The organism is Bradyrhizobium ottawaense (assembly GCF_002278135.3).
GTDB classification, from domain to species: Bacteria; Pseudomonadota; Alphaproteobacteria; order Rhizobiales; family Xanthobacteraceae; genus Bradyrhizobium; species Bradyrhizobium ottawaense.
On the sequence record NZ_CP029425.2, the window covers coordinates 212,471 to 236,231 of the forward strand.

At 63.6% G+C, this 23,761-nt stretch carries 27 protein-coding genes; 12 read left to right on the forward strand and 15 right to left on the reverse strand.

Translation table 11 applies throughout. The annotated features are described in order from the left end of the window. Positions 1-36: 36 nt before the first annotated feature. The 4 genes from CIT37_RS00985 to CIT37_RS01000 all read left to right on the forward strand — a co-directional run bounded on the left by CIT37_RS00985 (position 37) and on the right by CIT37_RS01000 (position 4,896). Positions 37-510, forward strand: a complete 474-nt coding sequence (locus tag CIT37_RS00985) for a hypothetical protein (RefSeq protein WP_028139394.1) — start codon at positions 37-39, stop codon at positions 508-510. Positions 511-636: 126 nt separating this feature from the next. Then, on the forward strand, positions 637-2,874 hold the full coding sequence (locus CIT37_RS00990) for an ATP-binding protein (RefSeq protein WP_161966303.1): 2,238 nt from the start codon (positions 637-639) through the stop codon (positions 2,872-2,874). A gap of 104 nt (positions 2,875-2,978) precedes the next feature. Further along, positions 2,979-3,608 carry a histidine phosphatase family protein gene (locus tag CIT37_RS00995; RefSeq protein ID WP_095424551.1) on the forward strand — a complete coding sequence of 210 codons (630 nt, stop codon included), beginning with the start codon at positions 2,979-2,981 and terminating at the stop codon, positions 3,606-3,608. 229 nt (positions 3,609-3,837) lie between these two features. Beyond that, positions 3,838-4,896: an AI-2E family transporter gene (locus CIT37_RS01000; RefSeq protein ID WP_095424550.1), complete on the forward strand. Its 1,059-nt coding sequence runs from the start codon at positions 3,838-3,840 to the stop codon at positions 4,894-4,896. A gap of 4 nt (positions 4,897-4,900) precedes the next feature. On the opposite strand, the gene CIT37_RS01005 is transcribed toward CIT37_RS01000, so the two are convergent. The 8 genes from CIT37_RS01005 to hisB all read right to left on the reverse strand — a co-directional run bounded on the left by CIT37_RS01005 (position 4,901) and on the right by hisB (position 9,989). Continuing rightward, positions 4,901-5,140 (reverse strand): SIR2 family protein, encoded by a 240-nt coding sequence (locus CIT37_RS01005; RefSeq protein WP_028139390.1) that lies wholly within the window; start codon positions 5,138-5,140, stop codon positions 4,901-4,903. Positions 5,141-5,239: 99 nt separating this feature from the next. Continuing rightward, positions 5,240-6,196, reverse strand: a complete 957-nt coding sequence (coaA, locus tag CIT37_RS01010; protein ID WP_028139389.1) for a type I pantothenate kinase — start codon at positions 6,194-6,196, stop codon at positions 5,240-5,242. A 27-nt stretch (positions 6,197-6,223) separates the two neighbouring features. Continuing rightward, complete coding sequence (locus CIT37_RS01015) at positions 6,224-6,544, reverse strand: phosphoribosyl-ATP diphosphatase (protein ID WP_018323522.1); 321 nt, start codon at positions 6,542-6,544, stop codon at positions 6,224-6,226. A 90-nt stretch (positions 6,545-6,634) separates the two neighbouring features. Beyond that, complete coding sequence (gene hisF, locus CIT37_RS01020; protein WP_018323523.1) at positions 6,635-7,408, reverse strand: imidazole glycerol phosphate synthase subunit HisF; 774 nt, start codon at positions 7,406-7,408, stop codon at positions 6,635-6,637. Positions 7,409-7,411: 3 nt separating this feature from the next. Then, a complete protein-coding gene (gene hisA / locus CIT37_RS01025) occupies positions 7,412-8,155 on the reverse strand; it encodes a 1-(5-phosphoribosyl)-5-[(5-phosphoribosylamino)methylideneamino]imidazole-4-carboxamide isomerase (RefSeq protein WP_095424571.1) in 744 nt (247 codons plus the stop codon). Further along, positions 8,152-8,802 (reverse strand): imidazole glycerol phosphate synthase subunit HisH, encoded by a 651-nt coding sequence (gene hisH / locus CIT37_RS01030; protein WP_095424549.1) that lies wholly within the window; start codon positions 8,800-8,802, stop codon positions 8,152-8,154. The genes hisA and hisH overlap by 4 nt, the downstream gene beginning before the upstream one ends. Then, positions 8,799-9,329 carry a DUF2628 domain-containing protein gene (locus CIT37_RS01035; RefSeq protein ID WP_028139386.1) on the reverse strand — a complete coding sequence of 177 codons (531 nt, stop codon included), beginning with the start codon at positions 9,327-9,329 and terminating at the stop codon, positions 8,799-8,801. Before CIT37_RS01035 ends, hisH begins: the two co-directional genes overlap by 4 nt. A 66-nt stretch (positions 9,330-9,395) precedes the next feature. Then, positions 9,396-9,989 (reverse strand): imidazoleglycerol-phosphate dehydratase HisB, encoded by a 594-nt coding sequence (gene hisB / locus CIT37_RS01040; RefSeq protein WP_018323527.1) that lies wholly within the window; start codon positions 9,987-9,989, stop codon positions 9,396-9,398. A 201-nt stretch (positions 9,990-10,190) separates the two neighbouring features. On the opposite strand from hisB, the gene hslV reads away from it, so the two are divergent. The 5 genes from hslV (at position 10,191) to CIT37_RS01065 (ending at position 14,522) form a co-directional block, all read left to right on the forward strand. Further along, the gene (gene hslV / locus CIT37_RS01045; RefSeq protein ID WP_018323528.1) at positions 10,191-10,751 is read left to right on the forward strand and encodes an ATP-dependent protease subunit HslV; all 561 of its coding nucleotides are present in this window, start codon (positions 10,191-10,193) and stop codon (positions 10,749-10,751) included. 3 nt (positions 10,752-10,754) lie between these two features. Beyond that, on the forward strand, positions 10,755-11,237 hold the full coding sequence (locus CIT37_RS01050; protein ID WP_028139385.1) for a GNAT family N-acetyltransferase: 483 nt from the start codon (positions 10,755-10,757) through the stop codon (positions 11,235-11,237). Then, positions 11,234-11,851 (forward strand): DUF2585 domain-containing protein, encoded by a 618-nt coding sequence (locus CIT37_RS01055; protein ID WP_028139384.1) that lies wholly within the window; start codon positions 11,234-11,236, stop codon positions 11,849-11,851. Before CIT37_RS01050 ends, CIT37_RS01055 begins: the two co-directional genes overlap by 4 nt. Before the next feature lie 49 nt (positions 11,852-11,900). Next, complete coding sequence (gene hslU, locus CIT37_RS01060; RefSeq protein ID WP_028139383.1) at positions 11,901-13,205, forward strand: ATP-dependent protease ATPase subunit HslU; 1,305 nt, start codon at positions 11,901-11,903, stop codon at positions 13,203-13,205. Between the two features lie 192 nt (positions 13,206-13,397). After that, complete coding sequence (locus CIT37_RS01065) at positions 13,398-14,522, forward strand: hypothetical protein (protein WP_095424548.1); 1,125 nt, start codon at positions 13,398-13,400, stop codon at positions 14,520-14,522. A 121-nt stretch (positions 14,523-14,643) separates the two neighbouring features. Here the strand turns inward: CIT37_RS01065 and CIT37_RS01070 are convergent, their stop codons facing one another. The 3 genes from CIT37_RS01070 to CIT37_RS01080 are packed head-to-tail and all read right to left on the reverse strand — an operon-like array spanning position 14,644 to position 17,454. Further along, on the reverse strand, positions 14,644-15,234 hold the full coding sequence (locus CIT37_RS01070) for a Smr/MutS family protein (protein ID WP_038948660.1): 591 nt from the start codon (positions 15,232-15,234) through the stop codon (positions 14,644-14,646). Then, on the reverse strand, positions 15,231-16,769 hold the full coding sequence (mltA, locus tag CIT37_RS01075) for a murein transglycosylase A (protein WP_028139380.1): 1,539 nt from the start codon (positions 16,767-16,769) through the stop codon (positions 15,231-15,233). Before mltA ends, CIT37_RS01070 begins: the two co-directional genes overlap by 4 nt. Next, positions 16,747-17,454, reverse strand: coding sequence for a Tim44/TimA family putative adaptor protein (locus tag CIT37_RS01080; protein ID WP_028139379.1), 708 nt, complete (start codon positions 17,452-17,454; stop codon positions 16,747-16,749). Before CIT37_RS01080 ends, mltA begins: the two co-directional genes overlap by 23 nt. A gap of 410 nt (positions 17,455-17,864) precedes the next feature. Between CIT37_RS01080 and secB the strand changes: the two genes are divergently transcribed. After that, complete coding sequence (gene secB, locus CIT37_RS01085; protein WP_018323536.1) at positions 17,865-18,347, forward strand: protein-export chaperone SecB; 483 nt, start codon at positions 17,865-17,867, stop codon at positions 18,345-18,347. Here the strand turns inward: secB and dnaQ are convergent. The 4 genes from dnaQ to CIT37_RS01105 are packed head-to-tail and all read right to left on the reverse strand — an operon-like array spanning position 18,344 to position 21,195. Next, positions 18,344-19,057, reverse strand: coding sequence for a DNA polymerase III subunit epsilon (dnaQ, locus tag CIT37_RS01090; RefSeq protein WP_028139378.1), 714 nt, complete (start codon positions 19,055-19,057; stop codon positions 18,344-18,346). The genes secB and dnaQ overlap by 4 nt on opposite strands. Positions 19,058-19,115: 58 nt before the next feature. Next, the gene (gene coaE / locus CIT37_RS01095) at positions 19,116-19,715 is read right to left on the reverse strand and encodes a dephospho-CoA kinase (protein ID WP_028139377.1); all 600 of its coding nucleotides are present in this window, start codon (positions 19,713-19,715) and stop codon (positions 19,116-19,118) included. A 23-nt stretch (positions 19,716-19,738) separates the two neighbouring features. Next, entirely contained in the window at positions 19,739-20,347 is a 609-nt protein-coding gene (locus CIT37_RS01100; RefSeq protein WP_028139376.1) for a Maf family nucleotide pyrophosphatase, read from the reverse strand. 8 nt (positions 20,348-20,355) lie between these two features. Then, complete coding sequence (locus CIT37_RS01105) at positions 20,356-21,195, reverse strand: pyruvate, water dikinase regulatory protein (RefSeq protein WP_018323540.1); 840 nt, start codon at positions 21,193-21,195, stop codon at positions 20,356-20,358. Positions 21,196-21,654: 459 nt separating this feature from the next. Here CIT37_RS01105 and hemJ point away from each other — a divergent pair, with 459 nt between their 5' ends. Next, positions 21,655-22,089 carry a protoporphyrinogen oxidase HemJ gene (gene hemJ, locus CIT37_RS01110; protein WP_028139375.1) on the forward strand — a complete coding sequence of 145 codons (435 nt, stop codon included), beginning with the start codon at positions 21,655-21,657 and terminating at the stop codon, positions 22,087-22,089. 247 nt (positions 22,090-22,336) lie between these two features. After that, the gene (rho, locus tag CIT37_RS01115) at positions 22,337-23,602 is read left to right on the forward strand and encodes a transcription termination factor Rho (protein ID WP_008133567.1); all 1,266 of its coding nucleotides are present in this window, start codon (positions 22,337-22,339) and stop codon (positions 23,600-23,602) included. Positions 23,603-23,761 lie beyond the last annotated feature (159 nt).

Consider the following 23,761-nt stretch of genomic DNA (forward strand, 5'->3'; position numbering starts at 1 on the left):
CAATGAGTTCCCCGGGGCCTCGGCGAGTAGAGTGTCATGTTGCGTTTCAAGATCCTGGCCTCGGTTGTTCCCTTGTTGGCGGCTGCGGTGTTCGCCCGCGCGGAGATCGGATCGGTCTCGCATCCCTGCATCGCCCTCGGCGAAACCTCGGTCGAGCTCACCTCCCTGTTCTGGACCGCCGGCGTCCATGTCGCCTTCACCGAAGATCCCGCCCGGGCCACGGTGCGGGTTCAGATCACCGACGATGCCGATACTGCGGACTTCGCCGTGGTCGACGACGGTCTCGGTTCCGAGCCGGATTCCTGTCAGGCCAATCCCTCGACGCGCCTCGTCTCGATTGCCGCTCAGCCCGTCGATGGCGGCCAGGTGATCTATCTCTCCACCGAAGGGCCGGCGGATTACCGCATCTATGTGCGCTCGAAGTCGTTCTCGCAGCGCGAGGCCGCGGCGCTGATCGTCGGCGCCCATGGCGGCCATCGCCCGCTCCCGCTCCAGGCCGCCTCGCTCTGAGCCATTAACACTTGGTCAACCCTGTTTGGAGGCAGCGCCAAAGCCTCAAGCTGTTCGCAAGGTCGGCGCGACATCGTCGCAGACGGCGGGTGGCGGTATTTCGAAGAAGAGTCGGGGTCGGTGGCGATGGGTCGGACGTTCCGGATCAAGGTGCGCATGCGCCGCTTCAGGCGACAGCATCCCCGCATCGCTTTCGCGATCCGCTCTTTCATGATCTTCTCGGCGACCTTCGGCGGCGCCTATGGCTTCGTGTCCGGCAGCCGGTCCGAGAACTCCGGCTACGATCCCCACACCTTTGCGATCGGCGCGAGCTTCCTGTTCGCGCTCGCCTGCCTCGGCCTTGCGACGCTGAGCATGCGCCTGCGTTTCGTGAACAAGCGACTGCGTAGCCTCGCAGCCCACAACGAGGCGCTGATCGACCGCAATTGGGAGCTGAAGGAGGCGGAAGAACGCGCCCGCAGCCTGTTCGAGCAGCAGGGCGACCTCATCGTGCTGCGCGCTACCGATGGCCGCATCACCTTTGCCAACGAAGCCTATTGCGCGCTCGCAGGACAGGCGCGCAGCGCGCTGGTCGGCACGCGCTTCGATTTCGACGTGCTGGAGCAGGGTGACAGCGCCCGCGAGAGCAGCGGCACACGCATCCACGACCAGAAGATCGCAACCCCGCTCGGCGCGCGCTGGATCGCCTGGCGCGAAGGCTATGTCCGCCTCGATGCCGGACAGCCCGCCGAATTGCAGAGCGTGGGACGCGACGTCACCGACCGCACCGAGACCGAACGCGCTCTGTCCGACGCGCGCGACCAGGCCGACGCCGCCAACCGCGCCAAATCGCGCTTCCTCGCGATGGCCTCGCACGAAATCCGCACCCCCCTGAACGGCATCATCGGCATGGGCGGCCTCCTGCTCGACACCAATCTGACGCCGGAGCAGGCGACCTATGCCAAGGCGGTGAAAACCTCGGGCGAAGCCTTGATGGCGCTGATAGAGGAGCTGCTCGACTATTCCAAGATCGAGGCTGGCAAGCTTGATCTGGAGCAGCGTCCCTTCGCGCTCTCGACCCTGGTCGAGGAGATCACCGAGCTGCTCGCGCCCCGCGCGCAGGCCAAGGCGCTCGAGATCGCCGCCTATGTCGACGAGCGCCTGCCGCTGGAGGTGGTCGGTGATGCCGCGCGGCTGCGCCAGGTGCTGCTCAACCTCGCCGGCAACGCCATCAAGTTCACCGCGAGCGGTGGCGTCGCGCTGATCGTCGAGCCCGGCATCTGGCCGAACGAGATCAGCTTCCTGGTCCGCGACACCGGCATCGGCATTGCGCCGGAGGCGCAGCAGCGCATCTTCCGCGAATTCGAGCAGGCCGACGAGCGCGTCGCCCGCACCTATGGCGGCACCGGGCTCGGCCTTTCCATCAGCGAGCGCATCGTCAAGCGCATGGGCGGCCGGATCACGCTCGCGAGCGAGCCGGGCAAAGGCTCGACCTTCGAGATCGCGGTGCCGCTTCCGCCGTCGCAAGCCAGCGCGGGACAGACGGCCTTTCCAAGTCCCGACCTCACCGGCAAGTCGATGCTCCTCGTCGCCGACGGCATCGAGGCCTCGCTGATCGCGCGGCGCCTCGAGCGCTGGGGTGGCCAGACCTGCATGATTACGGATGCCGCGGTCGCCGAAGCGCTGCTGCCGGAACGCTCATGGCACGCGGTGCTGATCGATCGTGCGATCGGCCCTGCCGCGGCCGACCAGCTGGGCGAAATGGCCCGCGCGCATGCGTTGCAGCGCCTCGTGCTGCTGACCTCTGGCTCGCGCCACGAAAAGCTGTCCCCGGCCTTCACCGGTTTTCTGGTGAAGCCACTGCGGGCGGCCTCGCTCGCCGCGCGCCTTGCGATGACACCGGAGGTGGCCTCGCCCGATCTGGCGCCGGAACCACCGGCGGAAGCTGCCGGCGCGACGCCGGCCAAAGGAGCGACCAAGGCCCTGTCGATCCTCGTCGCCGAGGACAACGAGATCAACGCGCTGTTGATGCGCTCGCTGCTGACGAAGCTCGGCCATCGCGTCGTCATCGCCGTCCACGGCGAGGCCGCGCTGGAGTCCTGGCTCGCCGCTTCATCGGCCGGCACGCCCTATGATCTCGTGCTGATGGACATCCAGATGCCGCAGCTCGACGGCATCGAGGCGACGAAGCGAATCCGAACGCATGAGGCGGCGACCGGCGGCCACCACACGCCGATCCTTGCGCTCACCGCCAATACGCTGGTGGAGGATCGCTATGCCTGCTTCGAAGCGGGCATGAACGGATTCCTGATCAAGCCGCTCGATCGCGACAAGCTGGACGAAGCGCTGGCAGGGCTGGCGGCGTCACGGCGGCTGGCAGTCTGATCGAAAACCTCACGGGAACCTCATCCCATCTGGCAATCGACAATTGAAATCGACCGCGTTGCGCGTCACCATCCTCCGGGGGGCATTGCAGGAGGGTTTCGCGCATGAACGTGCTGTGCCGCCTCGTACTTACTGTCCTTCTCGCTGGATTTTCCCGATACGCCGCGGCCGATACGCCGGAGCTCATCGCCGCGCTCAAGCAAGGCGGCTACGTGCTGATCTTTCGGCACACCGCCACCGATGACAACCAAAAGGACGTCTACCCCTTCAAGTTCGACGACATGAGCGCCCAGCGTCAGCTCAGCGAAAAGGGCAGGGACATGGCGCTCCAGATCGGGGCAGCGGTCAAGGACCTCGCGATCCCGATCGGCGATGTCTACACCAGCCGGCTCAACCGTGCGATCGAGGCCGGCAAGCTGATCTCCGGCCGCGAGGTCAAGCCGGTCGACGCGTTGACGGACAGCAGCAACGCCAGCGCATCGGGAATGGCAAACCCCACCGGCGCCAATGCAAAGGCCGGGCAGGCCGTGCGCAAGCTCGTCGACGCGCCGCCGAAGGCAGGCAGCAACAATTTCCTGGTCACCCACAAGACGAACATCGCCGATGCCTTCGGGAAGGAGGCCGGCGACGTCGGGGAAGGCGAGGCCTTCGTTTACAAGGCCGGCAGCTCGGGCCCCGCCACCTTTGCCGGACGCCTCAAGCCTGCAGATTGGAGCGCCAAAGCCGGCAAGTGAAGCGCCCACATTCGACCCTGATCGCTGGCGTGATGGAGGGGCCGGATTTCCCCGGCCTCTCGACGAGCCGGCTCACGTGGAGGGTATCCGGCCAACGTCTGCGCAAACCGAGATTTGCCGAGACATTGCCGAAACGCCGCAGACAGATTGACCTTGTGCGACTTGCCCCCGCACGATCGACTTGTGATACCCACGTCTTGCGAGTTCCGACTGAAAGGCTGGCGAACACGTGAGAACATCGGAAGACCGCTCATTTCTCGTATTGCTTGCCGTGGTCACGCTAGCATTTGGCTGGGTGCTCTGGCCTTTCTCCGGAGCATTGCTGTGGGCCACGCTGCTGGCCATCATCTTCGCCCCGCTCTATCGACGCTTCCTGGAAACCCTCCCGGGAAAGCGCAACCTTGTCGCATTCTCCACCGTCGTCATCGTGGTGGTGATCGTCTTGATCCCCGTCGCGATCGTCATCGCTTCGCTCATCGACCAGGGAGGGGAGCTGTATCAGCGCGTTCAGTCGGGGGAGATCAGCTTTGCTCATCCGCTTCAGCAGCTGAAATCCGCGCTGCCCGACTGGGCTGCCCCCATGGCGGATCGCCTCGCCAGCATCGATTTTTCGGCCCTGAAGGAACGCCTGTCGGGCCTGCTCGTCCCGGCTGGCCAGCAGCTGGCCGGGCACGCGATCAACATCGGTCAGTTGACCCTCGAATTCGTCGCAAGCTTGCTCGTGATGTTGTACTTGCTGTTTTTTCTGCTGCGCGACGGTGACGAGCTGAACGCACGCATCCGCGACGCCCTGCCGCTGCGTGCGAGCCACAGCGCCGAGATTCTGCATGCGTTCACCCTGGCGGTTCGCGGGACCATCAAGGGAATCATCCTCGTTGCCCTGATTCAGGGCGCGCTTGGCGGGGTGATCTTCTGGCTGCTCGGACTGACGGCGCCGCTACTGGCGGGCGCGCTGATGGCGCTGCTCTCGCTTCTGCCCGTGCTCGGCTCCGCGCTGGTATGGCTTCCGGCCGGGCTCTATCTGCTCGTGGCAGGCTCGGTCACGAAGGGAATCATCCTGCTCGCTTTCGGCACCTTCGTGATCGGCCTCGCGGACAACTTTCTCCGCCCCATCCTGGTAGGACAGTCGATCCGGATGCCGAGCTACATTGTGTTGCTCGCCACCCTGGGCGGCCTTGCGGCTTTCGGAGCAAACGGCTTCGTCATCGGCCCACTCGTCGCGGCTATGTTCCTGACGGCCTGGCAGGTCTTCGTCCGCTCGAAAGAGCAACAGGAGGTCCGGAAATGACCTGCTACGCGGCGCAAGCTATGAAGCGCGGTGCGGAGAGCTTGTCGGGCGGCCCCGGGGTGCCCTTGAAGATGGTGTCGGTCTTTGCCGCACGCTTGCAATGCGGACATACGAAGAGATGCGCAATGACCGGAACCGGCTCGTCCGCGAGCAGTTCCGAGCGGTACCACCTCATCTCGACATGGCAATCCGGGCAGGTCGGTGCTTCGAGCTGTTCCGCAGCACTTCTGAGACGATCAACCATCGAGCCCTCGCGTTTTCGAAGGTCATAGCCCAATACCTCTTGCCGGTCTGCAACAAAAGACACGCTGCACGAACGCGCAGGATCCGCCGACCGCCGCGACTACAGTCGCCTGAGCGCCACGTTCTCCACGGTGTGGTCGGCGCCCTTCTTCAGGATCAGCGTCGCGCGAGGGCGGGTCGGCAGGATATTGTCCTCGAGATTGGCGAGGTTGGTGCGCTCCCAGATCGCGATCGCGGTGGCAGTGGCTTCCTCGTCCGACAGCAGCGCGTAGCGGTTGAAGTAGGACTTTGGATTGGTGAATGCGGTGTCGCGCAGCGCCAGGAAGCGCTTGATGTACCATTGCCGCAACGGGGCTTCGTCGGCGTCGATATAGACCGAGAAATCAAAGAAGTCGGAAACCACAGGCACCGCCTTGCCGTCGCGCGGCAGCTTGCCGGTCTGCAGCACGTTGACGCCCTCGACGATCAGGATATCGGGCTGGTCGATCTCGGCCCACTGGTTCGGCACGATGTCGTAGGTCAGATGCGAATAGACCGGTGCACGCACATGGCGGCGGCCGGACTTGATATCGGAGAGGAAGCTGAGCAGCAGCGGCAGGTCGTAGCTTTCCGGAAAGCCCTTCTTCTGCATGATGCCCTGCCGGTCGAGCACGGCGTTCGGATAGAGGAATCCGTCGGTGGTGATGAGTTCAACCTTCGGGCGCGGCGACCAGCGCGCCAGCAGGGCCTGGAGCACGCGGGCCGTGGTGGATTTTCCGACCGCGACAGAGCCGGCGACGCCGATGATGTAGGGCACCTTGCGGTCGCGGATGTTGAGGAACTGGCGCTCCGCATAATACAGGCGCTGCATCGCATCGACATAGATCGAGAGCAGGCGCGACAACGGAAGATAAATGTCCTCGACTTCCTTGAGATCGAGGCGATCGTGCAGCGAGCGCAGCCGGTCGAACTCGCCCGGCTCCAGCGTCATCGGCGTATCGTCGCGCAGACGCGCCCACTCCTCGCGCGAATAGATGCGGTACGGATTATACTGCTGCTCGGGTGCGCGGATGTCCATAACGCGACCTTTCCCTTGGGGCTTATACTAGCCCTTACGCGACGCTTTCTCTTCCAGCCCTGACATATTCGTACGCTTGTCGAGCGCCGCTTCCACCTCTTCCAGCTTTACGCCGCGGGCCTTCAGCAAGACAAGGAAGTGATAGAGCAGGTCGGCACTCTCGGCGATCAGATGCGCGCGATCGTTTTCGACTGCTGCGATTACGGTTTCGACTGCTTCCTCACCGAACTTCTTGGCGCAATGCTCTGCGCCCTTGTCGAGGAGCTTGCGGGTATAGGACGCTTCGCCGCCGGCCGCCGCGCGGGCGTCGATGGTCTCGGCCAGATCGTGGATCGTGAAACGCGGCATCGGAATTACTCGGAAACACGCTTGGCAACACACTTGGCCACGGAGGCCATTCCCCGCTACCTCATGTAGCACTTTTACGAACGGGAGTCGTCAGGCATCGAGGCGCATGGCCAGTCCGCGCCGGGCCATGTGCTCCTTGGCTTCGCGGATGGTGAATTCCCCGAAATGGAAGATCGAGGCGGCCAGCACGGCCGTGGCGTGGCCGTCGCGGATACCGTCGACGAGGTGGTCGAGATTGCCGACGCCGCCTGAGGCGATCACGGGCACGGCAACGCTGTCGGCGATCGCCCGGGTCAGCGGGATGTCGAAGCCCTGCCTCGTGCCGTCGCGATCCATCGAGGTCAGCAGGATCTCACCGGCGCCGAGCGAGACCACTTCCTGGGCATATTCGATGGCGTCGATGCCGGTCGAATTGCGACCGCCATGGGTGAAGATCTCCCAACGGTCGCCGCCGGGGCGCTTGACGCGCTTGGCATCGATCGCAACCACGACGCATTGCTCGCCGAATTTCTCGGCCGCTTCCTTGACGAACTCGCGCCGGGATACTGCGGCGCTGTTGATCGAGACCTTGTCGGCGCCGGCGCGCAGCAGCGTCTTGATGTCGTTGACCTCACGCACGCCGCCGCCGACGGTCACAGGCATGAAGCAGGCCTCCGCCGTGCGCCGGACCACGTCCAGCATGATGCCACGATTCTCATGGGTCGCGGTGATGTCGAGGAAGGTGAGTTCGTCTGCGCCGGCGGCGTCATAGGCGATCGCGGCTTCGACGGGGTCGCCGGCATCTCTGAGATCAACGAAGTTGACGCCCTTGACGACCCGTCCGTCCTTGACGTCGAGGCAGGGGATCACGCGCACCTTGAACATGTGTCAGCTCCCAGGCGCGCGCGCGTTGCGGATCAAGGTGAGGGCGGCGGCGGGATCGAGCCGGCCGTCATAGAGCGCGCGGCCGGCAATCGCGCCGGCGAGCTTTTTCGCGCGCGGTGTCAGCATGGCTTTCACATCTTCGATCGAGGCGAGGCCGCCTGAGGCGATCACGGGAATCGAGATGGCGTCGGCCAGCGCGATGGTCGCATCGAGGTTCAGGCCCTTGAGCAGGCCGTCGCGCGCGATGTCGGTGAAGATGATGGCGGCAACGCCGGCATCCTCGAAGCGCTTTGCGATCTCCAGCACCGTGACCTGCGAGGTCTCGGCCCAGCCTTCGACCGCGACCTTGCCGTCGCGGGCGTCGAGCCCGACCGCGACGCGGCCGGGGAATTTTTTCGCCGCAGCCTTCACCAGCTCCGGATCGCGCACCGCAGCGGTGCCGATGATGACGCGGGTGATGCCCTTGTCGAGCCAGGCTTCAACGGTCGCGAGATCGCGAATGCCGCCACCGAGCTGCACCGGAATCCTGATCGTCTGCAGCATCGCCTCGACGGCTTGCGCATTCACCGGCTTGCCGGCGAACGCCCCGTCGAGGTCGACGACGTGGAGATACTCGAAGCCCTGCGCGACGAAGCTCTGCGCCTGCGCGGCCGGGTTGAGGTTGAACACGGTCGCGCGCGCCATGTCGCCTTGCTCGAGGCGCACGCATTGGCCGTTCTTGAGGTCGATCGCAGGAAAGAGAATCACGGTTTCCATCGCAAAAAGTTCGAGATCAGAGCGAGGCCAAAACGCTGGCTCTTCTCGGGGTGGAATTGGGTGCCGATCGCGGTGTCCTTGCCGACGATCGCGGTGACAGGCCCGCCGTAATCGGCGCGCGCGAGCACGTCCGCCTCGTTGGCGGCATTGAGGTGGTAGGAGTGCACGAAATAAGCGTGCTGGCCTTTCGGGCCGAGCGGCAGCCTGTTCAGCACCGGATGTTCCTGCAGTGCGTCGAGCGTGTTCCAGCCCATGTGCGGGATCTTCAGGCTCTCGTCGCGCGGCGTGATCTTCTCGACGTCGCCGCCGATCCAGTTCAGGCCATCGGTCGTGACGTGCTCCTTGCCGCGGGTCGCCATCAGCTGCATGCCGACGCAGATGCCGAAGAACGGCCGCGCCTTGACCCGCACCGCTTCGGTGATCGCCTCGACCATGCCATTGACGGCATCGAGCCCGCGCCGGCAATCGGCGAAGGCGCCGACCCCCGGCAGCACCAGACGGTCAGCCTCGTAGGCCTGATCGGGATCGCTGGTGACGAAAACCTTTTGCGGATTTTCGAGGCTGCGCGCGGCGCGCTCGAACGCCTTGGCGGCGGAATGCAGATTGCCAGAACCGTAATCGATGATGGCGACGCTCATCTTGACCCTCCCGGTTCTGGAAACAACCCGATGATGCCGCCGGCCGGAATCGGCGGCGGATTCGAGAATGGCTGACCCGGCACGCTGCGGGTCGGCGGCGGGCCGCCGCGATCGACGGCCCATTGATCGTTGACGATGCCGTGCTGCTTCTGGCTCCAGCGCTCGAAGAAGCGACGCTCGGCGGTGTCCTCGTCATCGCCAACCACCACGTCGAGCTGTCGCCATTTGCCGCGCGACAGCGTCCAGCGGCGCAGGCTCGAGGCCTCGAAACCCATCAGCAGCGCGACGATGAGATCGGCGAAGAAGATCGAGCCCCGTCCGACGCCGAGGCTCGACAGTCCGGCGTTGAACGCTGCGACGAAAACAACCCAGCCGATCAGCGCCAGCCACAGCCGATTCCACAGCAGCCAGAACGGACCGAGGATCATCGCCCAGAAATGGAATCCGTCGCGCACGAACACGAACTTGTCGGTCGCGCGCAGATCGGCTCCGGCAGGGGAGGGAGCATGAACTGTGTAGACAGGCATGGTGATGCCCCGTTCCTAGGAATTCAGTGATGCCGCAAGCGGCGCGCAGCCGCTGGCCGAAAGACGTTAGCCGCCGAGCGAGCCCTTGGTGGACGGGATTTCTCCCGCCGCTTTCGGATCGATCGCGACCGCGGTGCGCAGCGCCCGCGCCAGGCCCTTGAAGCAGGACTCGGCGATATGGTGGCTGTTATCGCCATATAGGGTCTCGACGTGGAGAGTCACGCCGGCATTCATGGCGAAGGCCTGGAACCACTCGCGCACCAGCTCGGTGTCGAACTCGCCGATCTTGTCGCGGGGGAAGTCAGCCTTGAACACCAGGAAAGGGCGGCCAGAGATGTCGATGACCACACGCGAGAGCGTCTCGTCCATCGGCATGTGCACGCCGGCATAGCGGGTGATGCCCGCCATGTTGCCGAGCGCCTGCTTGACCGCCTGGCCGAGCGCGATGCCGGTGTCTTCGGTGGTATGGTGGTAATCAATGTGCAGATCGCCCACCGCCTTGACCGTGAGGTCGATGCGGGAATGGCGGGCGAGGAGATCGAGCATATGGTCGAAAAAGCCGATGCCGGTCGCGATATTGGCCACGCCGGTGCCATCGAGGTTCACGGAGACCTCGATGTCGGTTTCCTTGGTCTTGCGCTTGATCGTAGCGGTGCGCATTGAAACTAGCTCTCATCCTGGCTCGGGGGCCGAAAACGCCGGTCTTTTAACAGCCAAATGGCGCCTTCGCTACCGCGGGATCGCCTTGGCAGGCCGGCACTTCCACCTATGGTGAGCAAATTGGGGCCGGAGCGGCCCGTTGTGCCCTGGTTGTCCCCTTGCCCCCGACCGCCTAAATCAGGCCGGACAACGAGGTACTTCATGCAGGATTCCCAGAACAGCTCGCCGGGCTGGCACGGCACCACGATTTTGACGGTGCGCAAGGGCGGCAAAGTGGTGGTCGGCGGCGATGGCCAGGTCTCGATCGGCCAGACCGTGATCAAGTCCAACGCTAAAAAGGTCCGCAAGCTCGGCAAGGGCGATGTGATCGGCGGCTTTGCCGGCGCGACCGCCGACGCCTTCACGCTGTTTGAGCGGTTGGAAGCCAAACTCGAGCAATATCCGGGGCAGCTGACCCGGGCCGCGGTCGAGCTGGCCAAGGACTGGCGCACCGACCGTTATTTGCGGCGGCTGGAGGCCATGATGATCGTGGCCGACAAGGACGTCTCCCTGGTGCTGACCGGCACCGGGGACGTGCTCGAACCCGAGGCCGGCGTCATGGCGATCGGCTCCGGCGGCAATTACGCGCTGGCGGCGGCACGGGCCCTGCTCGACACCGACAAGGACGCCGAGACCATCGTCCGCCGCTCCCTCGACATCGCCGCTGACATCTGCGTCTACACCAACCGGAATTTGACGATCGAGAGCCTGGCAGCGGGATAGGCCATGGCGCCCGCCCACACCTTCCGCCCGATGGCCGAGGCCGATCTGCCTATGATCCGGCGCTGGCTGGACGCGCCGCATGTCGCCGAATGGTGGCATGATCCGGAGACGCTCGAGTTCGTCAGCGGCGACCTCGAGCATCCTGACTTGGCGCAGTTCATCGTCAGCCTTGACGGTCGGTCTTTCGCCTATCTGCAGTGCTACCAGATCGGCGATTGGCATGTCAGCTTCGGCTCGCAGCCCGTGGGCACCCGCGGCCTCGATCAATTCATCGGCGAGGCTGACATGGTCGGATGCGGCCACGGCTCGGCTTTCATTCGCGCTTTCATCGATCAGCTCTTTGCCCGCGGCGTGCCGCGCATCGTGATCGACCCCAACCCCGCCAATCCGCGCGCAATTCGTGCCTATGAGAAAGCTGGATTCGTGCCGCAGCACGAGATCGTTACGCCCGATGGTCCCGCACTCCTGATGATCCGAGACCCATGACGCTTGCCGCGACTTCCACCGCCAAGACGGCGTTCCCGCCGCTCGCCTGGGCCGGCATCGCGCTGTTGCTGCTGGCGCTGCAGGCTGCGATCCTGTTCGGCATGGGGCGGGTGCCGATCTGCACCTGCGGCTATGTCAAGCTGTGGCACGGCGTGGTGAACAGCTCGGAGAACTCCCAGCACATCGCCGACTGGTACACCTTTTCCCATGTTCTGCACGGCTTCCTGTTCTATGGCCTGACCTGGCTGCTGTTCGCGCGATTGCCGTTGCTGTCTCTATCCTGGCCGGCTCGACTGATCATCGCCATGCTGATCGAAGGCGCCTGGGAGATCGTCGAGAACTCGCCCTTCATCATCGAGCGCTACCGCGCCGGCACGATCTCGCTGGATTATTTCGGCGACAGCATCGTCAATTCGGTCTCCGACAATCTGGCCATGATGCTCGGGTTCCTCGTCGCGCGCGTTCTGCCCGTATCAGCGACGATCCTGATCGGCCTCGCCTTCGAGATCATGCTGGCGCTGCACATTCGCGACAATCTGACGCTCAATATCCTGATGCTGATCCATCCGATCGAGGCGGTGAAGCAATGGCAATCCGGCCCGCCCATCATCTGACCTAAAAAGCGACTTGTCCTTGACCGCCTCCCGCCCTAGCTAGACAGACATGACAGACTTCTCTCCCCGTGAAATCGTTTCCGAACTCGACCGTTTCATCGTCGGCCAAGCCGACGCCAAGCGCGCCGTCTCGATCGCGCTGCGCAACCGCTGGCGCCGGCAGCAGCTCGAAGGCTCGCTGCGCGAAGAGGTGCTGCCAAAGAACATCCTGATGATCGGCCCCACCGGCGTCGGCAAGACGGAAATCGCGCGGCGGCTCGCCAAGCTCGCGAATGCGCCGTTCCTGAAGGTGGAAGCGACCAAATTCACCGAGGTCGGTTATGTCGGCCGCGACGTCGAGCAGATCGTGCGCGATCTCGTCGAGGTCGCAATCGCCCAGGTCCGCGAGAAGAAGCGCAAGGACGTGCACGCCCGCGCGCAGCTCGCCGCCGAGGAGCGCGTGCTCGATGCGCTGGTCGGCGCCAATGCCAGCGCGGCGACGCGTGAATCCTTCCGCAAGAAGCTGCGTGCCGGCGAGCTCAACGACAAGGAAATCGAGATCGAGACGCAAGGCGGCGGCAGCGGCATGCCGATGTTCGAGATCCCGGGCATGCCGGGCGCGCAGATGGGCGCGATCTCGATCGGCGACATCTTCGGCAAGTTAGGGGGCCGCAGCAAGACGCGGCGGCTGACGGTCGAAGGCTCGCACGAGATCCTCGTCAACGAGGAGTCCGACAAGCTGCTGGACACCGATCAGCTGACGCTGGAGGCGATCAACGCGGTCGAGAACAACGGCATCGTGTTTCTCGACGAGATCGACAAGATCTGCGCGCGCGAGGGCCGTGCCGCCGGCGACGTCTCGCGCGAGGGCGTGCAGCGCGATCTGTTGCCCTTGATCGAGGGCACCACGGTCTCGACCAAGCACGGCGCGGTCAAGACCGACCACATCCTGTTCATCGCCTCCGGCGCCTTCCACGTCGCAAAGCCGTCGGACCTGCTGCCGGAATTGCAGGGCCGCCTGCCGATCCGCGTCGAATTGCAGGCGCTGACCCGCGACGACATGCGCCGCATCCTGACCGAGCCCGAGGCCTCGCTGATCAAGCAATATGTCGCCTTGATGCAGACCGAGGGCGTGACGCTCGACATCACCGACGGCGCCATCGACGCGCTCGCCGACGTCGCGGTCGCCGTCAATTCCACCGTCGAGAACATCGGCGCGCGGCGGCTGCAGACCGTGATGGAGCGGGTGCTGGACGAGATCTCCTTCACCGCCCCCGACCGCAGCGGCGAGACCGTCAAGGTGGATGCGGATTTCGTGCAGAAGCACGTGGGTGATCTCGCCAAGAACGCCGATCTGAGCCGGTTCATTTTGTAATTTTGGCCTGGCACGCTATCAATCGGTTGTCGTCCCTGCGAAAGCAGGGACCCATAACCACCAGCGGTCCTTGTTGAAACAGATAGTAGCTCCAGCCCTGCCTCAAATAACCTCCTGTGGTTATGGGTCCCGGGTCGCGCTTCGCTTGCCCGGGACGACGGCGGAGGTCGATCGCGCCAGCCCGGGTGCTGCGTGATCGCTCCGATCCAGAACAATCCCTGGCGACTCCTGCTCGCGATCAACGCGGCGGTCATCGTCGGCGTGTTCATTCACAAGATCCAGCTGCCGCCTTACGTCCCTTACATCCATCTCGTGGTCGACTACCATTTCGGCTTCATCAAGCGCGCGCTGATCGGTGCCACCGTCGCGCTGTTCACGGACAAGGTGCCGGTCTGGTCGGTGTTCGCGATCGGCGGGGTGACGTGGCTGGTGACGCTGGCCCTGTACGCAAGGCTGTTTCAGAAGAGCTTTGGCTTCACCGCGAAAACGCTGCCGCTGTTCGTCTTCATTGCGGGCTCGCCGTTCTTCCTCAAGAACTTCATGCACACGCTCGGCCATTTCGACATCTATGGCTGTGCGCTGGCGCTCGTTCTGCTGCTGATGCCGGCGGGGTCGCTGCTGTTCGTGGCTTTGGCTGCGCTGTTCTCGATCGTTCTCGTGCTGATCCACCACATTCATCTGCTGATGTATGTGCCGACGATCGTCACCATCGTCGTGATCAGGCACTATCTCGCCTGCGGGCTCAATCGCGGCAATATCGCCTTCGGCATCGTCGCCCTGATCATTGTCGCGGCGCTGTTCTTTGCGGCACAATTTTTGGGAACGATGCCGATCCCCGAAGCGGATTTCGTCGCCTATCTGAAGAGCCGGATGGCCGATCCCTCGCGAGCCGATCTGCTGCAATTCGCCTACATCTGGTACCAGCCGCTGTCCAAGGAGGTCTCGGACACCTGGGGGCGCCTGCCGCACAACGTCCTCGGCGTACCCGTGTTCGCGCTGCTGATCTGGCTGCACACGCCGCTGTGGCGTTTCTTTTCGAAGCTCATCGGCGCGCTCGCAAGCGAGACGCACCGCCGCCTCGTGCTCGCGGCACTGATCGGAATCAGCCTCGCCTATCTCGTGATGTTTGCGATGGTGTTCGACTATTCGCGCTGGATCTCGAACTGGGCGGTCTGCATGTTCCTGCTCCTGCATGCCGTGAAGATGCTGCCGGCCGCGCAGGAGACAGCGCTGATCCCGACGGAGGATCAGAAAACGAATATCTTCGGCCTGATCCTCACGCTGATCCCGCGCGTTGGAATCATCCGGCCGTTTTAGAGCACTGGTTGAAGTCTAATCGAGTATGGCCAACAGCGATGCTCTCTCCGTTCCCTCCCCCCTTGTGGGGGAGGGAACGCACTTTCGCCGGAGCGCGTGTCGAGTCTCATCGTTTCAGGTCTTAAAACCTCGCCCGCCTGATCCGCACATACAGCGCGCCCTCGCCGCCATGGCCGATATGCGCCGTCTCGAAGCCGACGACGAAGGCGCGGAATTCCGGCAGGCTCAGCCATTCCGGCACCAGGCGGCGCAGCACGCCGCTTTCGCCGCCGCTGCGGCCCTTGCCGGTGATGACGAGGACGAAGGTCAGGCCGTCGTGATGGGCGCGGTGCAGGAAGCCGGTCAGGGCGCGATGCGCGCGCGTCTGGGTCATGCCGTGCAGATCGAGCCGCGCCTCGATCTCGCTGCGGCCGCGCGACAGCTTTGTGCGCTCGCGCTTGCCGAGCGGCGCCAAGGGCGGGACGGCCGGTTTTGCGGCGCGCGGCGCCGGTGCAGCGGCGACCGGCCGTGGCGATGACGCAGGCCGCGTGACGGGTGCTGCGGGCAAAGGCTCGGTGCGCGGAGCGGCATGCGCCTTCGCCGCGCGGTGCTTCCTCAGCGGCTTGACCTGTTTGGCAACGACTTCCCACAGCTCGCGCTCCTCCTCGCTCAGCGCGCGGCGGCGCGGCGAGGGGCGAGGCTCCAGCACGGGCGGACGGGACGATCGCTTCATTGCTGCCGATGGGGCCGTTTCTTCACTGGCCGCTGGGGTTCGGAAGCGGGCTCGATCACGGGACGCGGCGCCGGCAGCGGGACTGGACCCGCGATGGCGACGGTGTCGCTCTTGGTTTCCGCGGGGCCGGCGGCAGCGGCCGGCTTCGCCGTCCCCTTCCCGGGGTCGGTTTGCGGAAACAGCTTGGCGATCTTCTCCGAGGGGCGCGGATCAGGCAGCGGCAGCCGGGCGCCGCGTGCCGAGGGATCGAGGCCCTTCGGCACCAGCATCACGAAATGCATGGGATGGCGCAGTCGCCCCGAGATGCGGCCGGCCTCCTGGCCTGCGCCGAAAAACAGATCGGCGCGCGCAGGGCCAATGATGGCCGAGCCGGTATCCTGCGCGATCATCAGCCGATGGAACGGTGTCTTCGAGCGTTCGGACTCGATCGGCAGCTCGCCCTCAATGAAGAACGGCGTGCCGTAGACATGCAGCGCCTTGTCCACCGCGATCGAGCGTCCCGCCGTCAGCGGGATACCCTGCGCGCCCACCGCCTCATCCTTGTCGGAGAGGTTGACCTCTCGGAAGAAAATATAGGCGCGGTTCTGGCGGCGCAGATCCTTGGCACCGTCAGGATTTTGCGCCATCCACTCCCTGATCTTCTGCATCGACATCTCTTCCTTCGGAATGATGCCGCGCTCGATCAGGACGCGCCCGACGGCAGTGTAGGGATAGCCGTTATAGGCGTCGTAATTCAGCCGGACCGTGCCGCCGTCGTCGAACTTGATCCGCGCCGAGCCCTGGATCTGCGCGAACAGCAGATCGGTCGGATCCTTCAGCCAGGCGATCTCCAGCCCGCGGCCGGCGATCTTGCCGTCCTCGATCTCGCCGCGGTCGTAATAGGGCACCAGCTTGCGGCGGCCGATCTTGCGATAGACCGGGCCCTTGTTGGGCAGGCTGACCGAATCCTGCTTGTAGCCGCGCACGAACAGATTCGAGGGACGCCGGTAGACCGGAACGTTGTAGACGTCGGTCTGCGTGCGCGATCCCTCCAGCACCGGCTCGTAATAGCCGGTGACGAAACCGTCGGGCTCGCCGAGGCGGGAGATCCGCAGCGGCGCGAAATTCTCCTCGAAGAAGGTCTTTGCTTTGGCGTCGTCGATGAGATCGAGCGATTTCGCCGCCCGGCAAGGTTCGCTCAGCGAACCTCCCAAGGCTTTCGGCTCGGCCGCGCCGGTTTGTGCATTGATCGGCTTGCAGCTGGCGCGGAACGTCTTGTACGCCGCGAGATGATTGTCATCGCTCCAGCCCTTCACGTCCGCCCAGGCCAGCGGCAGATATTGCGCGCCCGGAATTTCGAACGGCAGCGGGAGCTGCGGATAGGGCAAGGCCCGCGGCGGAGCCGCAGGCAATTGCGGGGGATGATGGTGATGGCTGCGATAGTGGCGCCGCGCGGCCTCGGCGCCGAGCGAAAACGACGACAGCACGACGACACCTGCGCAAAGCGCCGTCGCGCCGGTCTTCAGATAGACCTTAATTCGCGCTTCCGGTGCCAACCAGCTTCCAGTTCGGATCGCGAGAGGTGACGTCGCGGGCGAAAGTCCAGATGTCGGTGATGTCGGCGACCGTGTCGGCGCTGCCGTCGACGATATTGCCGGCCTTGTCTCGGGTGGCCGAGATCATCTGCGAGACGAAGCGAATCGTGAGCTGGGCGGTACGGTCGCGCAGCTCGGCGCCGACGAGTTCGGCCTTGTCGATCGAGACGAAGCGGGTCTCGGTCTTCTGCTCGTTCTTCTCGCGTTCCTTGATCGCGGCCTCGAAGCTGTCATAGACGTCCGAGGACAACAGGTCGCGCAGCGCGCGGCGGTCGCCATTGGCAAAGGCCAGCACGATCATCTCGTAGGCACCGCGGGCGCCCGAGATGAAATGGCGCGGGTCGAACGTGGCATCCTTGTCGACGATGGCATCCAGGCCCTGCGCAAGCGCGGTGCCCGGCTCGGTCAGGCCCTTCCAGCGATCGGAGGGCGGGGTCGGCTCAGCCGTCGGCGCCAGCGGGGCCTGGTCGATCACCTTGCCCGGCATGGTCACGACGTTGTTGTCCTGGGCACCCCCGAGCGCATTGCGAGCGGCGGTCCGATCGAACGGCGGCCGCTCGTTGCCGGTACGCTGCCCGAGCACGCTGCGCAGCCGCAGAAAGATGAAGACCGCCAGCGCCAGGAAGATGATGGTGTAGATGTCCACGTCGGATTCGCTTTCTGGTCTTTGCTCTGGGTCTTCGCTTTGGGGTCGTCGCCGGGAAAATCAATCCGGCCAGTAGACCGTTCCATACGGGAACGGCAAGTCTACATCACCATTTTAGGTCCACGTCAGGTCCGTGGGATGTAGGCACGAAATCTTGCCCGGCCAATGGCGCCTTTTGGCACAGCACCGAGTGTAGCGCGTTTTATGCTTAAGGGGAAACCCGATCCTGCCCGGAAATCGCGCATCTTCAATCATTTAAGGCGCAGTTTTGCGGAAAAGGCGGGATGAACGCGGCGGTTGCGACGCGGCCGGAATCCGCCTCCGGGACCGTTCGTCCTTGTGGAATGAGGCGGCCCTATGTTAGCCAACCGCCGCGAAATTCAGCCCAAATCGGGTAAGGAGAGACTCTCATGACCAATGGTAACGGCACCCCTCCCGAGGCGGCCCAGGCTCCCCAGCTCAACGTGCTGGCGCAATATACCAAGGACCTTTCGTTCGAAAATCCGAACGCGCCCAGCTCGCTCCAGCAGCAGAGCCAGCCTCCCCAGATCAACATCCAGATCAATGTCAGCGCCAACAATCTCAGCGAACAGGAGTTCGAGGTGACGTTGTCGGTCGAAGGCAAGGCCGAGACCGCGGGCAAGATCATGTTCTCGTTCGAGCTCGCCTATGCCGGCGTGTTCCGCATCGCCAACGTGCCGAAGGAGAATCTGCATCCGCTGGTCATGATCGAGTGCCCGCGCCTGCTGTTCCCGTTCGCCCGCGAGATCATCGCGACCGCGGTGCGCGACGGCGGGTTCCCGCCCCTGATGCTGGATCCGGTCGACTTCGTCGGTCTCTACCGCCAGAACATGGAGCGGCAAATGGCCGCTCAGCCGAGCGGCCAGGCCTAACCAGCCGGAGGAGCTGGAGCGGGCAAAAACTCGTTCCAGATCGCCTTGTCGCCGAGCGTTGCGATGAAGGCCTTGTGGGCCTCACGCTCGGCATCGGAAACCCGCGGCGCGAGCGGCACCAGCCGCTGCCGCCGCGGCGCATCGCCAGCCGCATTGACCCGAATCTCCTGAGCGTCCGACGCCAGAAGCAGCTGCGACTGCCGCGCCCCGACCAGATCGACATAGACCTCGGCCAGCAGCTCGGCATCCAGCAGCGCGCCGTGCTTGGTGCGGTGTGAATTGTCGATCGCATAGCGCGAGCAGAGGTCATCGAGCCGGTTGGACACGCCGGGATGCTTGCGCCGCGCCAGCAGCAGCGTATCGACCAGCCGTTCGCGCGGGATCGCCGCGCGCTTGATCTTGTCGAGCTCGGCATTGATGAAGCCGATGTCGAACGAGGCGTTGTGGATCACCAGCGGCGCATCGCCGATGAACTCCAGAAACGCATCGACGACCTCGTGGAACAGCGGCTTGGTCGACAGAAATTCGGCCGACAAACCATGCACCGCAAAAGCTTCCGCCGGCATGTCCCGTTCGGGATTGATATAGACGTGATACGTCTGCCCCGTCGGCATGCGGTTGAGCATCTCGACGCAGCCGATTTCGACCAGACGATCGCCGCGCAGCGGATCAAGGCCGGTGGTTTCGGTGTCGAGAACGATTTCGCGCATGTCTTGAGATCAGTAGCTTGAGAGCAGCGTCTTGAGAACCGTGTGAGGAGACGGCGAATCAGGCTCGCCGCTGCGGCATCTTAACGACCTCGGCCAGGATGTGGGCGATTTGCGCGCGCACCGGGTCAAGTCCGTGTGACGTATCCACCACGAAATCGGCCCGCTTGCGCTTCTCGGCGTCCGGCGTCTGCTTGGCAATGATCGCGTCGAGCTTGGCTTCGTCCATGGTACCGCGCGCCAGCACCCGCTCGCGCTGGAGTTCCGGCGAGGTCGAAACCACGACCACGGCATCGACCCGCTTCTCGCCACCGGTCTCGAACAGCAGCGGGATGTCCAGCACCACGACCGGCGCCTTGGCGGCTTCCGCCTCGGCAAAAAACTTTTGCCGGGAGGCGCCGAGCATCGGATGGACGATTTGCTCGAGCTGCTTGATGGCCGCGGGGTCGTGCACGACGCGCGCCGACAGTTTTGGCCGGTCCACCTTGCCGTTCACAGTGGTGCCGGGAAAGGCGGCCTCGATGGCGGGCGCCGCTTCGCCTTCATAAAGCTGATGCACGGCGGCATCGGCGTCGTAGACGGGCACGCCGGCCTCCGCGAACAGTTTCGCAGTGGTGGATTTCCCCATCCCGATCGAGCCGGTCAGTCCCAGGATCCGCATCGGCGCTCAGCCCTGTCTGTCATTCACACCGCAACTAGCCGTTCGCGTCGCAGGAACGCAAGCAGCGGCAGCAGCGGCAGGCCGAGAATGGTGAAATGATCGCCCTCGATCCGCTCGAACAGATGGATGCCCAGGCTTTCAAGCTGATAGGCCCCGACGCTGGTGGTGACGGCGTCGCCGGCAGCGTCCAGATAGGCTGAAAGCTCGTCCTCGGTCATTTCGCGCATGGTCATATGTGCGACCGCGACGTCTTCGAAAACAATCTTGCTGTCATGCGCCACGGCCACGGCGGAATTCAGCTCATGGCTGTTGCCGGCGAGATCGCGCAATTGCGCCAATGCCTGCGGACGGCCTGCGGGCTTGTTGAAAAGACGGTTGCCAAGAGCCAGTGTCTGATCGGCCCCGATCACGTAGCTTCCGGGATGATTGGCCGAGATCGCCTTGGCCTTTTCGCGCGCCAGCAGCAGTGCGATCTCGCGCGGATTTGAAAGCGCCGAAGCTAATTGAATACCGCGCTCGTCGATATCGGCGGTAATAGCCTTGAACTCCAGCCCGGCATTGGCCAGCAGCATTTTTCGGGCACTGCTCTGCGAGGCCAGAATCAACGGATGTTTGCCGAGCCACAGACCCATCGCGAAAGCTATCCGGAAGGCCGGTTGCGCTGGCGATCGCTGTAGAGCTTCATGATCGCCGCCGCGGTTTCCTCGATCGAGCGTCGCGTGACATCCAGCAGCGGCCAATCATGCTTGGCACTGAGCTTGCGCGCAAACGCAACTTCCTCGGTGACCGACTGCCTGTCCGTATAGGTGTCGTTGCCGGAGTCGGTCCCCATCGAAAGCAGGCGATTCTGACGGATCTGGATCAGGCGTTCCGGCGTCGCGTGCAGGCTGACGACCAGCGGCCGCGTCAGCGTCTCCAGTTGCGAAGGCACCGGAATGCCGGGAACCAGCGGCACGTTGGCGGTGCGGATGCCGCGATTGGCCAGATAAATCGACGTCGGCGTCTTGGAAGTGCGGGACACACCAACCAGCACCACGTCGGCATCGTCGAGACCTTCGACATGCTGACCATCGTCATGGATCATGGTGTAGTTCAGCGCATCGATGCGCTTGAAATATTCCGCGTTGAGGACGTGCTGGGCGCCGACGCGGCCGGTGGTCGCAGCCCCGAGATAGGCTTCGAACAGCTGCATCACCGGGCCGATAATCGACAGGCTCGGAACATTGATCTCCTTGCACTTGTCCTCGAGCCTGGAGACCAGATCCTTCTCCAGCAGCGTGAACAGCACGATCCCCGGCGCTTCCTCGATCTCGTCGAGCACGCGGTCGAGCTGCTTCTGGCTGCGCACCAGCGGATAGACATGCTCGACCGGGGTGACGTTGGCGTATTGGGCCGCAACCGCGCGTGCCACGGTGATCAGCGTCTCGCCGGTGGAGTCGGACACGAGGTGCAGATGGAAATAATTGTTCGAGGTTGGCACAAAATCTCTTTGTATGGAGTCGGTGTGGATTGTGGATTTCTGTGGAGCTTAACCCCTCGGAAAGGGTTGCGCGACACCAGGGGCGGGACAAGTGCCAATTTTCTTCACACCGCTGCCCGTCAGGACAAGTCCGGCGCCCTCGCTGCGGGGAAACGGGATTGCGCGGACAACCCCCTTGATAAGCTGCCGACAGAAAGGCGCAAGCCTTTGAAGCTGGCCGACTTATCGTAAATCGCCGCAGCGATCAGGGATATGTTGATGGATGTGAACAAGCGCGCGTGAACGTGCGGACGGAATTGTGTGAGTCCAATCCACGGTCACATAGACTCAAACCTTAAGAATCTAAGATTCTAGATTTGAGGAAGGCGCTACGGACGGATATGTGTGCAGGCAAGACCTTAACGAGTTCTTACTATCCCCAGCGTTCCCTCGGCTGGCTCAGAAATCCGGACGCAGAAAATGTTTGAAGACGTCTATCTCTGGATCAAGGCGCTGCACGTGATCGCCGTCATCTCCTGGATGGCGGGCATGCTCTATCTGCCGCGGCTGTTCGTTTATCACAGCGAGGCCGAAATCGGCTCGAAGCAGTCGGAAACGTTCAAGGTGATGGAACGTCGGCTGCTCAAGGCCATCATCAACCCGGCCATGATCGTCACCTGGCTCGCCGGGCTCTATCTCGCCTGGTCCGGCCACTGGTTCTCGTTTGGCTGGCTGCACGTAAAACTGGCATTGGTCCTGGCGATGTCCGCGGTCCACGGCTTTTTTTCTCGCTGGCTGAAGGATTTCGCCGCGGACCGACGCCCCCGGACCCAGAAATTCTATAGAATTATCAACGAGGTGCCGACCGTCCTGATGATTCTCATCGTCATCATGGTGATCGTGAAGCCGTTCTAGGCAAGGCGCGCGACGATTAGCTCAGCGCTTCGGCTTGCGGAGAAGGGAGCGATTTTCTATATTATCGATATCCCACCCAACGCAGGCGGATGTGGTTGTGTCTGAGCTTTCCAGAGGCCGGACACCGCATCAGGTTTGAAGCCTCATCGGCACTTAACCTTGCCAGACCTGCGGACCTTATCTTCTCACGTCCGCATTTCAGAGCCTCCTCGCACCCCTCCCAAGGTTACCCCACAGGACCACCCCAATGCGGGAAATTAAACTCGAAGACCTCAAGTCCAAAACGCCGGCCGAGCTCGTCTCGTTCGCGGAGGAGAACGGGGTCGAGAATGCCAGCACCATGCGCAAGCAGGAGCTGCTGTTCGCCATCCTCAAGCAGCTCGCGCTCGCCGAGACCGATATTGTCGGCCAGGGCGTCGTCGAGGTTCTCTCCGACGGCTTCGGCTTCCTCCGCTCGCCCGATGCGAATTATCTGCCGGGCCCGGACGACATCTACGTTTCGCCGTCGCAGATCCGCCGTTTCGGCCTGCGCACCGGCGACACCATCGAAGGCCACATCCGCAGCCCGAAAGAGGGCGAACGCTATTTCGCGCTGCTGAAGGTCAACACGCTCAATTTCGAGGATCCGGAAAAGGCCAAGCACAAGGTCAATTTCGACAACCTCACGCCGCTGTTTCCGAATCAGCGTTTCCGCATGGAGATCGACGATCCGACGCGGAAAGACCTTTCTGCACGCGTGATCGACATCGTCGCGCCGATCGGCAAGGGCCAGCGTGCATTGATCGTCGCGCCGCCGCGCACGGGTAAAACCGTGCTGATGCAGAACATCGCGCACTCGATCACGCACAATCACCCCGAATGCTATCTGATCGTGCTGTTGATCGACGAGCGTCCGGAAGAAGTCACGGACATGCAGCGCTCGGTGAAGGGCGAGGTCGTGTCGTCGACCTTCGACGAACCCGCGGTGCGTCACGTCCAGGTCGCCGAGATGGTGATCGAAAAAGCCAAGCGTCTGGTCGAGCACGGCCGCGACGTCGTGATCCTGCTCGATTCGATCACGCGTTTGGGCCGCGCCTACAACACCGTGGTGCCGTCATCCGGCAAGGTGCTGACCGGCGGTGTCGACGCCAATGCGCTGCAGCGCCCGAAGCGCTTCTTTGGTGCCGCCCGCAACATCGAGGAGGGCGGCTCGCTGACCATCATTGCGACCGCGCTGGTCGATACCGGCAGCCGAATGGACGAAGTCATTTTCGAAGAGTTCAAGGGCACCGGTAACTCGGAACTGATCCTGGATCGCAAGGTCTCGGACAAGCGCACCTTCCCGGCGATCGACATCTCGCGCTCCGGCACCCGCAAGGAGGAGCTCATCACCGATCCGCAGGTGCTCAAGAAGATGTACGTGCTTCGCCGCATCCTCAACCCGATGGGCACGATGGACGCGATCGACTTCCTGCTCGACAAGCTGCGCTCGACCAAGAGCAATTCGGAGTTCTTCGACTCCATGAACACCTGAGCATGGTGCAGCAAGAAATTAGAGGGCGCCTTCGGGCGTCCTTTTTCGTTGTGCGGCTCTGCTGCGGCGTAGATGCAGCATGGAGCTGTGTCGACGCGCAGATCCAGATTTCTCAGAAGATGTTGATATACCTACAGAATGCTTGACATCGGCTGGCGG

Bases quoted from the DNA above. Each gene is read 5' to 3' on its own strand.
- CIT37_RS00985 (WP_028139394.1), top strand. From the start codon at position 37: ATGTTGCGTTTCAAGATCCTGGCCTCGGTTGTTCCCTTGTTGGCGGCT.
- CIT37_RS00990 (WP_161966303.1), top strand. From the start codon at position 637: ATGGGTCGGACGTTCCGGATCAAGGTGCGCATGCGCCGCTTCAGGCGA.
- CIT37_RS00995 (WP_095424551.1), top strand. From the start codon at position 2,979: ATGAACGTGCTGTGCCGCCTCGTACTTACTGTCCTTCTCGCTGGATTT.
- CIT37_RS01005 (WP_028139390.1), bottom strand. From the start codon at position 5,140: ATGGTTGATCGTCTCAGAAGTGCTGCGGAACAGCTCGAAGCACCGACC.
- coaA (WP_028139389.1), bottom strand. From the start codon at position 6,196: ATGGACATCCGCGCACCCGAGCAGCAGTATAATCCGTACCGCATCTAT.
- CIT37_RS01015 (WP_018323522.1), bottom strand. From the start codon at position 6,544: ATGCCGCGTTTCACGATCCACGATCTGGCCGAGACCATCGACGCCCGC.
- hisF (WP_018323523.1), bottom strand. From the start codon at position 7,408: ATGTTCAAGGTGCGCGTGATCCCCTGCCTCGACGTCAAGGACGGACGG.
- hisH (WP_095424549.1), bottom strand. From the start codon at position 8,802: ATGAGCGTCGCCATCATCGATTACGGTTCTGGCAATCTGCATTCCGCC.
- CIT37_RS01035 (WP_028139386.1), bottom strand. From the start codon at position 9,329: ATGCCTGTCTACACAGTTCATGCTCCCTCCCCTGCCGGAGCCGATCTG.
- hisB (WP_018323527.1), bottom strand. From the start codon at position 9,989: ATGCGCACCGCTACGATCAAGCGCAAGACCAAGGAAACCGACATCGAG.
- hslV (WP_018323528.1), top strand. From the start codon at position 10,191: ATGCAGGATTCCCAGAACAGCTCGCCGGGCTGGCACGGCACCACGATT.
- CIT37_RS01050 (WP_028139385.1), top strand. From the start codon at position 10,755: ATGGCGCCCGCCCACACCTTCCGCCCGATGGCCGAGGCCGATCTGCCT.
- CIT37_RS01055 (WP_028139384.1), top strand. From the start codon at position 11,234: ATGACGCTTGCCGCGACTTCCACCGCCAAGACGGCGTTCCCGCCGCTC.
- hslU (WP_028139383.1), top strand. From the start codon at position 11,901: ATGACAGACTTCTCTCCCCGTGAAATCGTTTCCGAACTCGACCGTTTC.
- CIT37_RS01070 (WP_038948660.1), bottom strand. From the start codon at position 15,234: ATGAAGCGATCGTCCCGTCCGCCCGTGCTGGAGCCTCGCCCCTCGCCG.
- secB (WP_018323536.1), top strand. From the start codon at position 17,865: ATGACCAATGGTAACGGCACCCCTCCCGAGGCGGCCCAGGCTCCCCAG.
- dnaQ (WP_028139378.1), bottom strand. From the start codon at position 19,057: ATGCGCGAAATCGTTCTCGACACCGAAACCACCGGCCTTGATCCGCTG.
- coaE (WP_028139377.1), bottom strand. From the start codon at position 19,715: ATGCGGATCCTGGGACTGACCGGCTCGATCGGGATGGGGAAATCCACC.
- CIT37_RS01100 (WP_028139376.1), bottom strand. From the start codon at position 20,347: ATGGGTCTGTGGCTCGGCAAACATCCGTTGATTCTGGCCTCGCAGAGC.
- hemJ (WP_028139375.1), top strand. From the start codon at position 21,655: ATGTTTGAAGACGTCTATCTCTGGATCAAGGCGCTGCACGTGATCGCC.
- rho (WP_008133567.1), top strand. From the start codon at position 22,337: ATGCGGGAAATTAAACTCGAAGACCTCAAGTCCAAAACGCCGGCCGAG.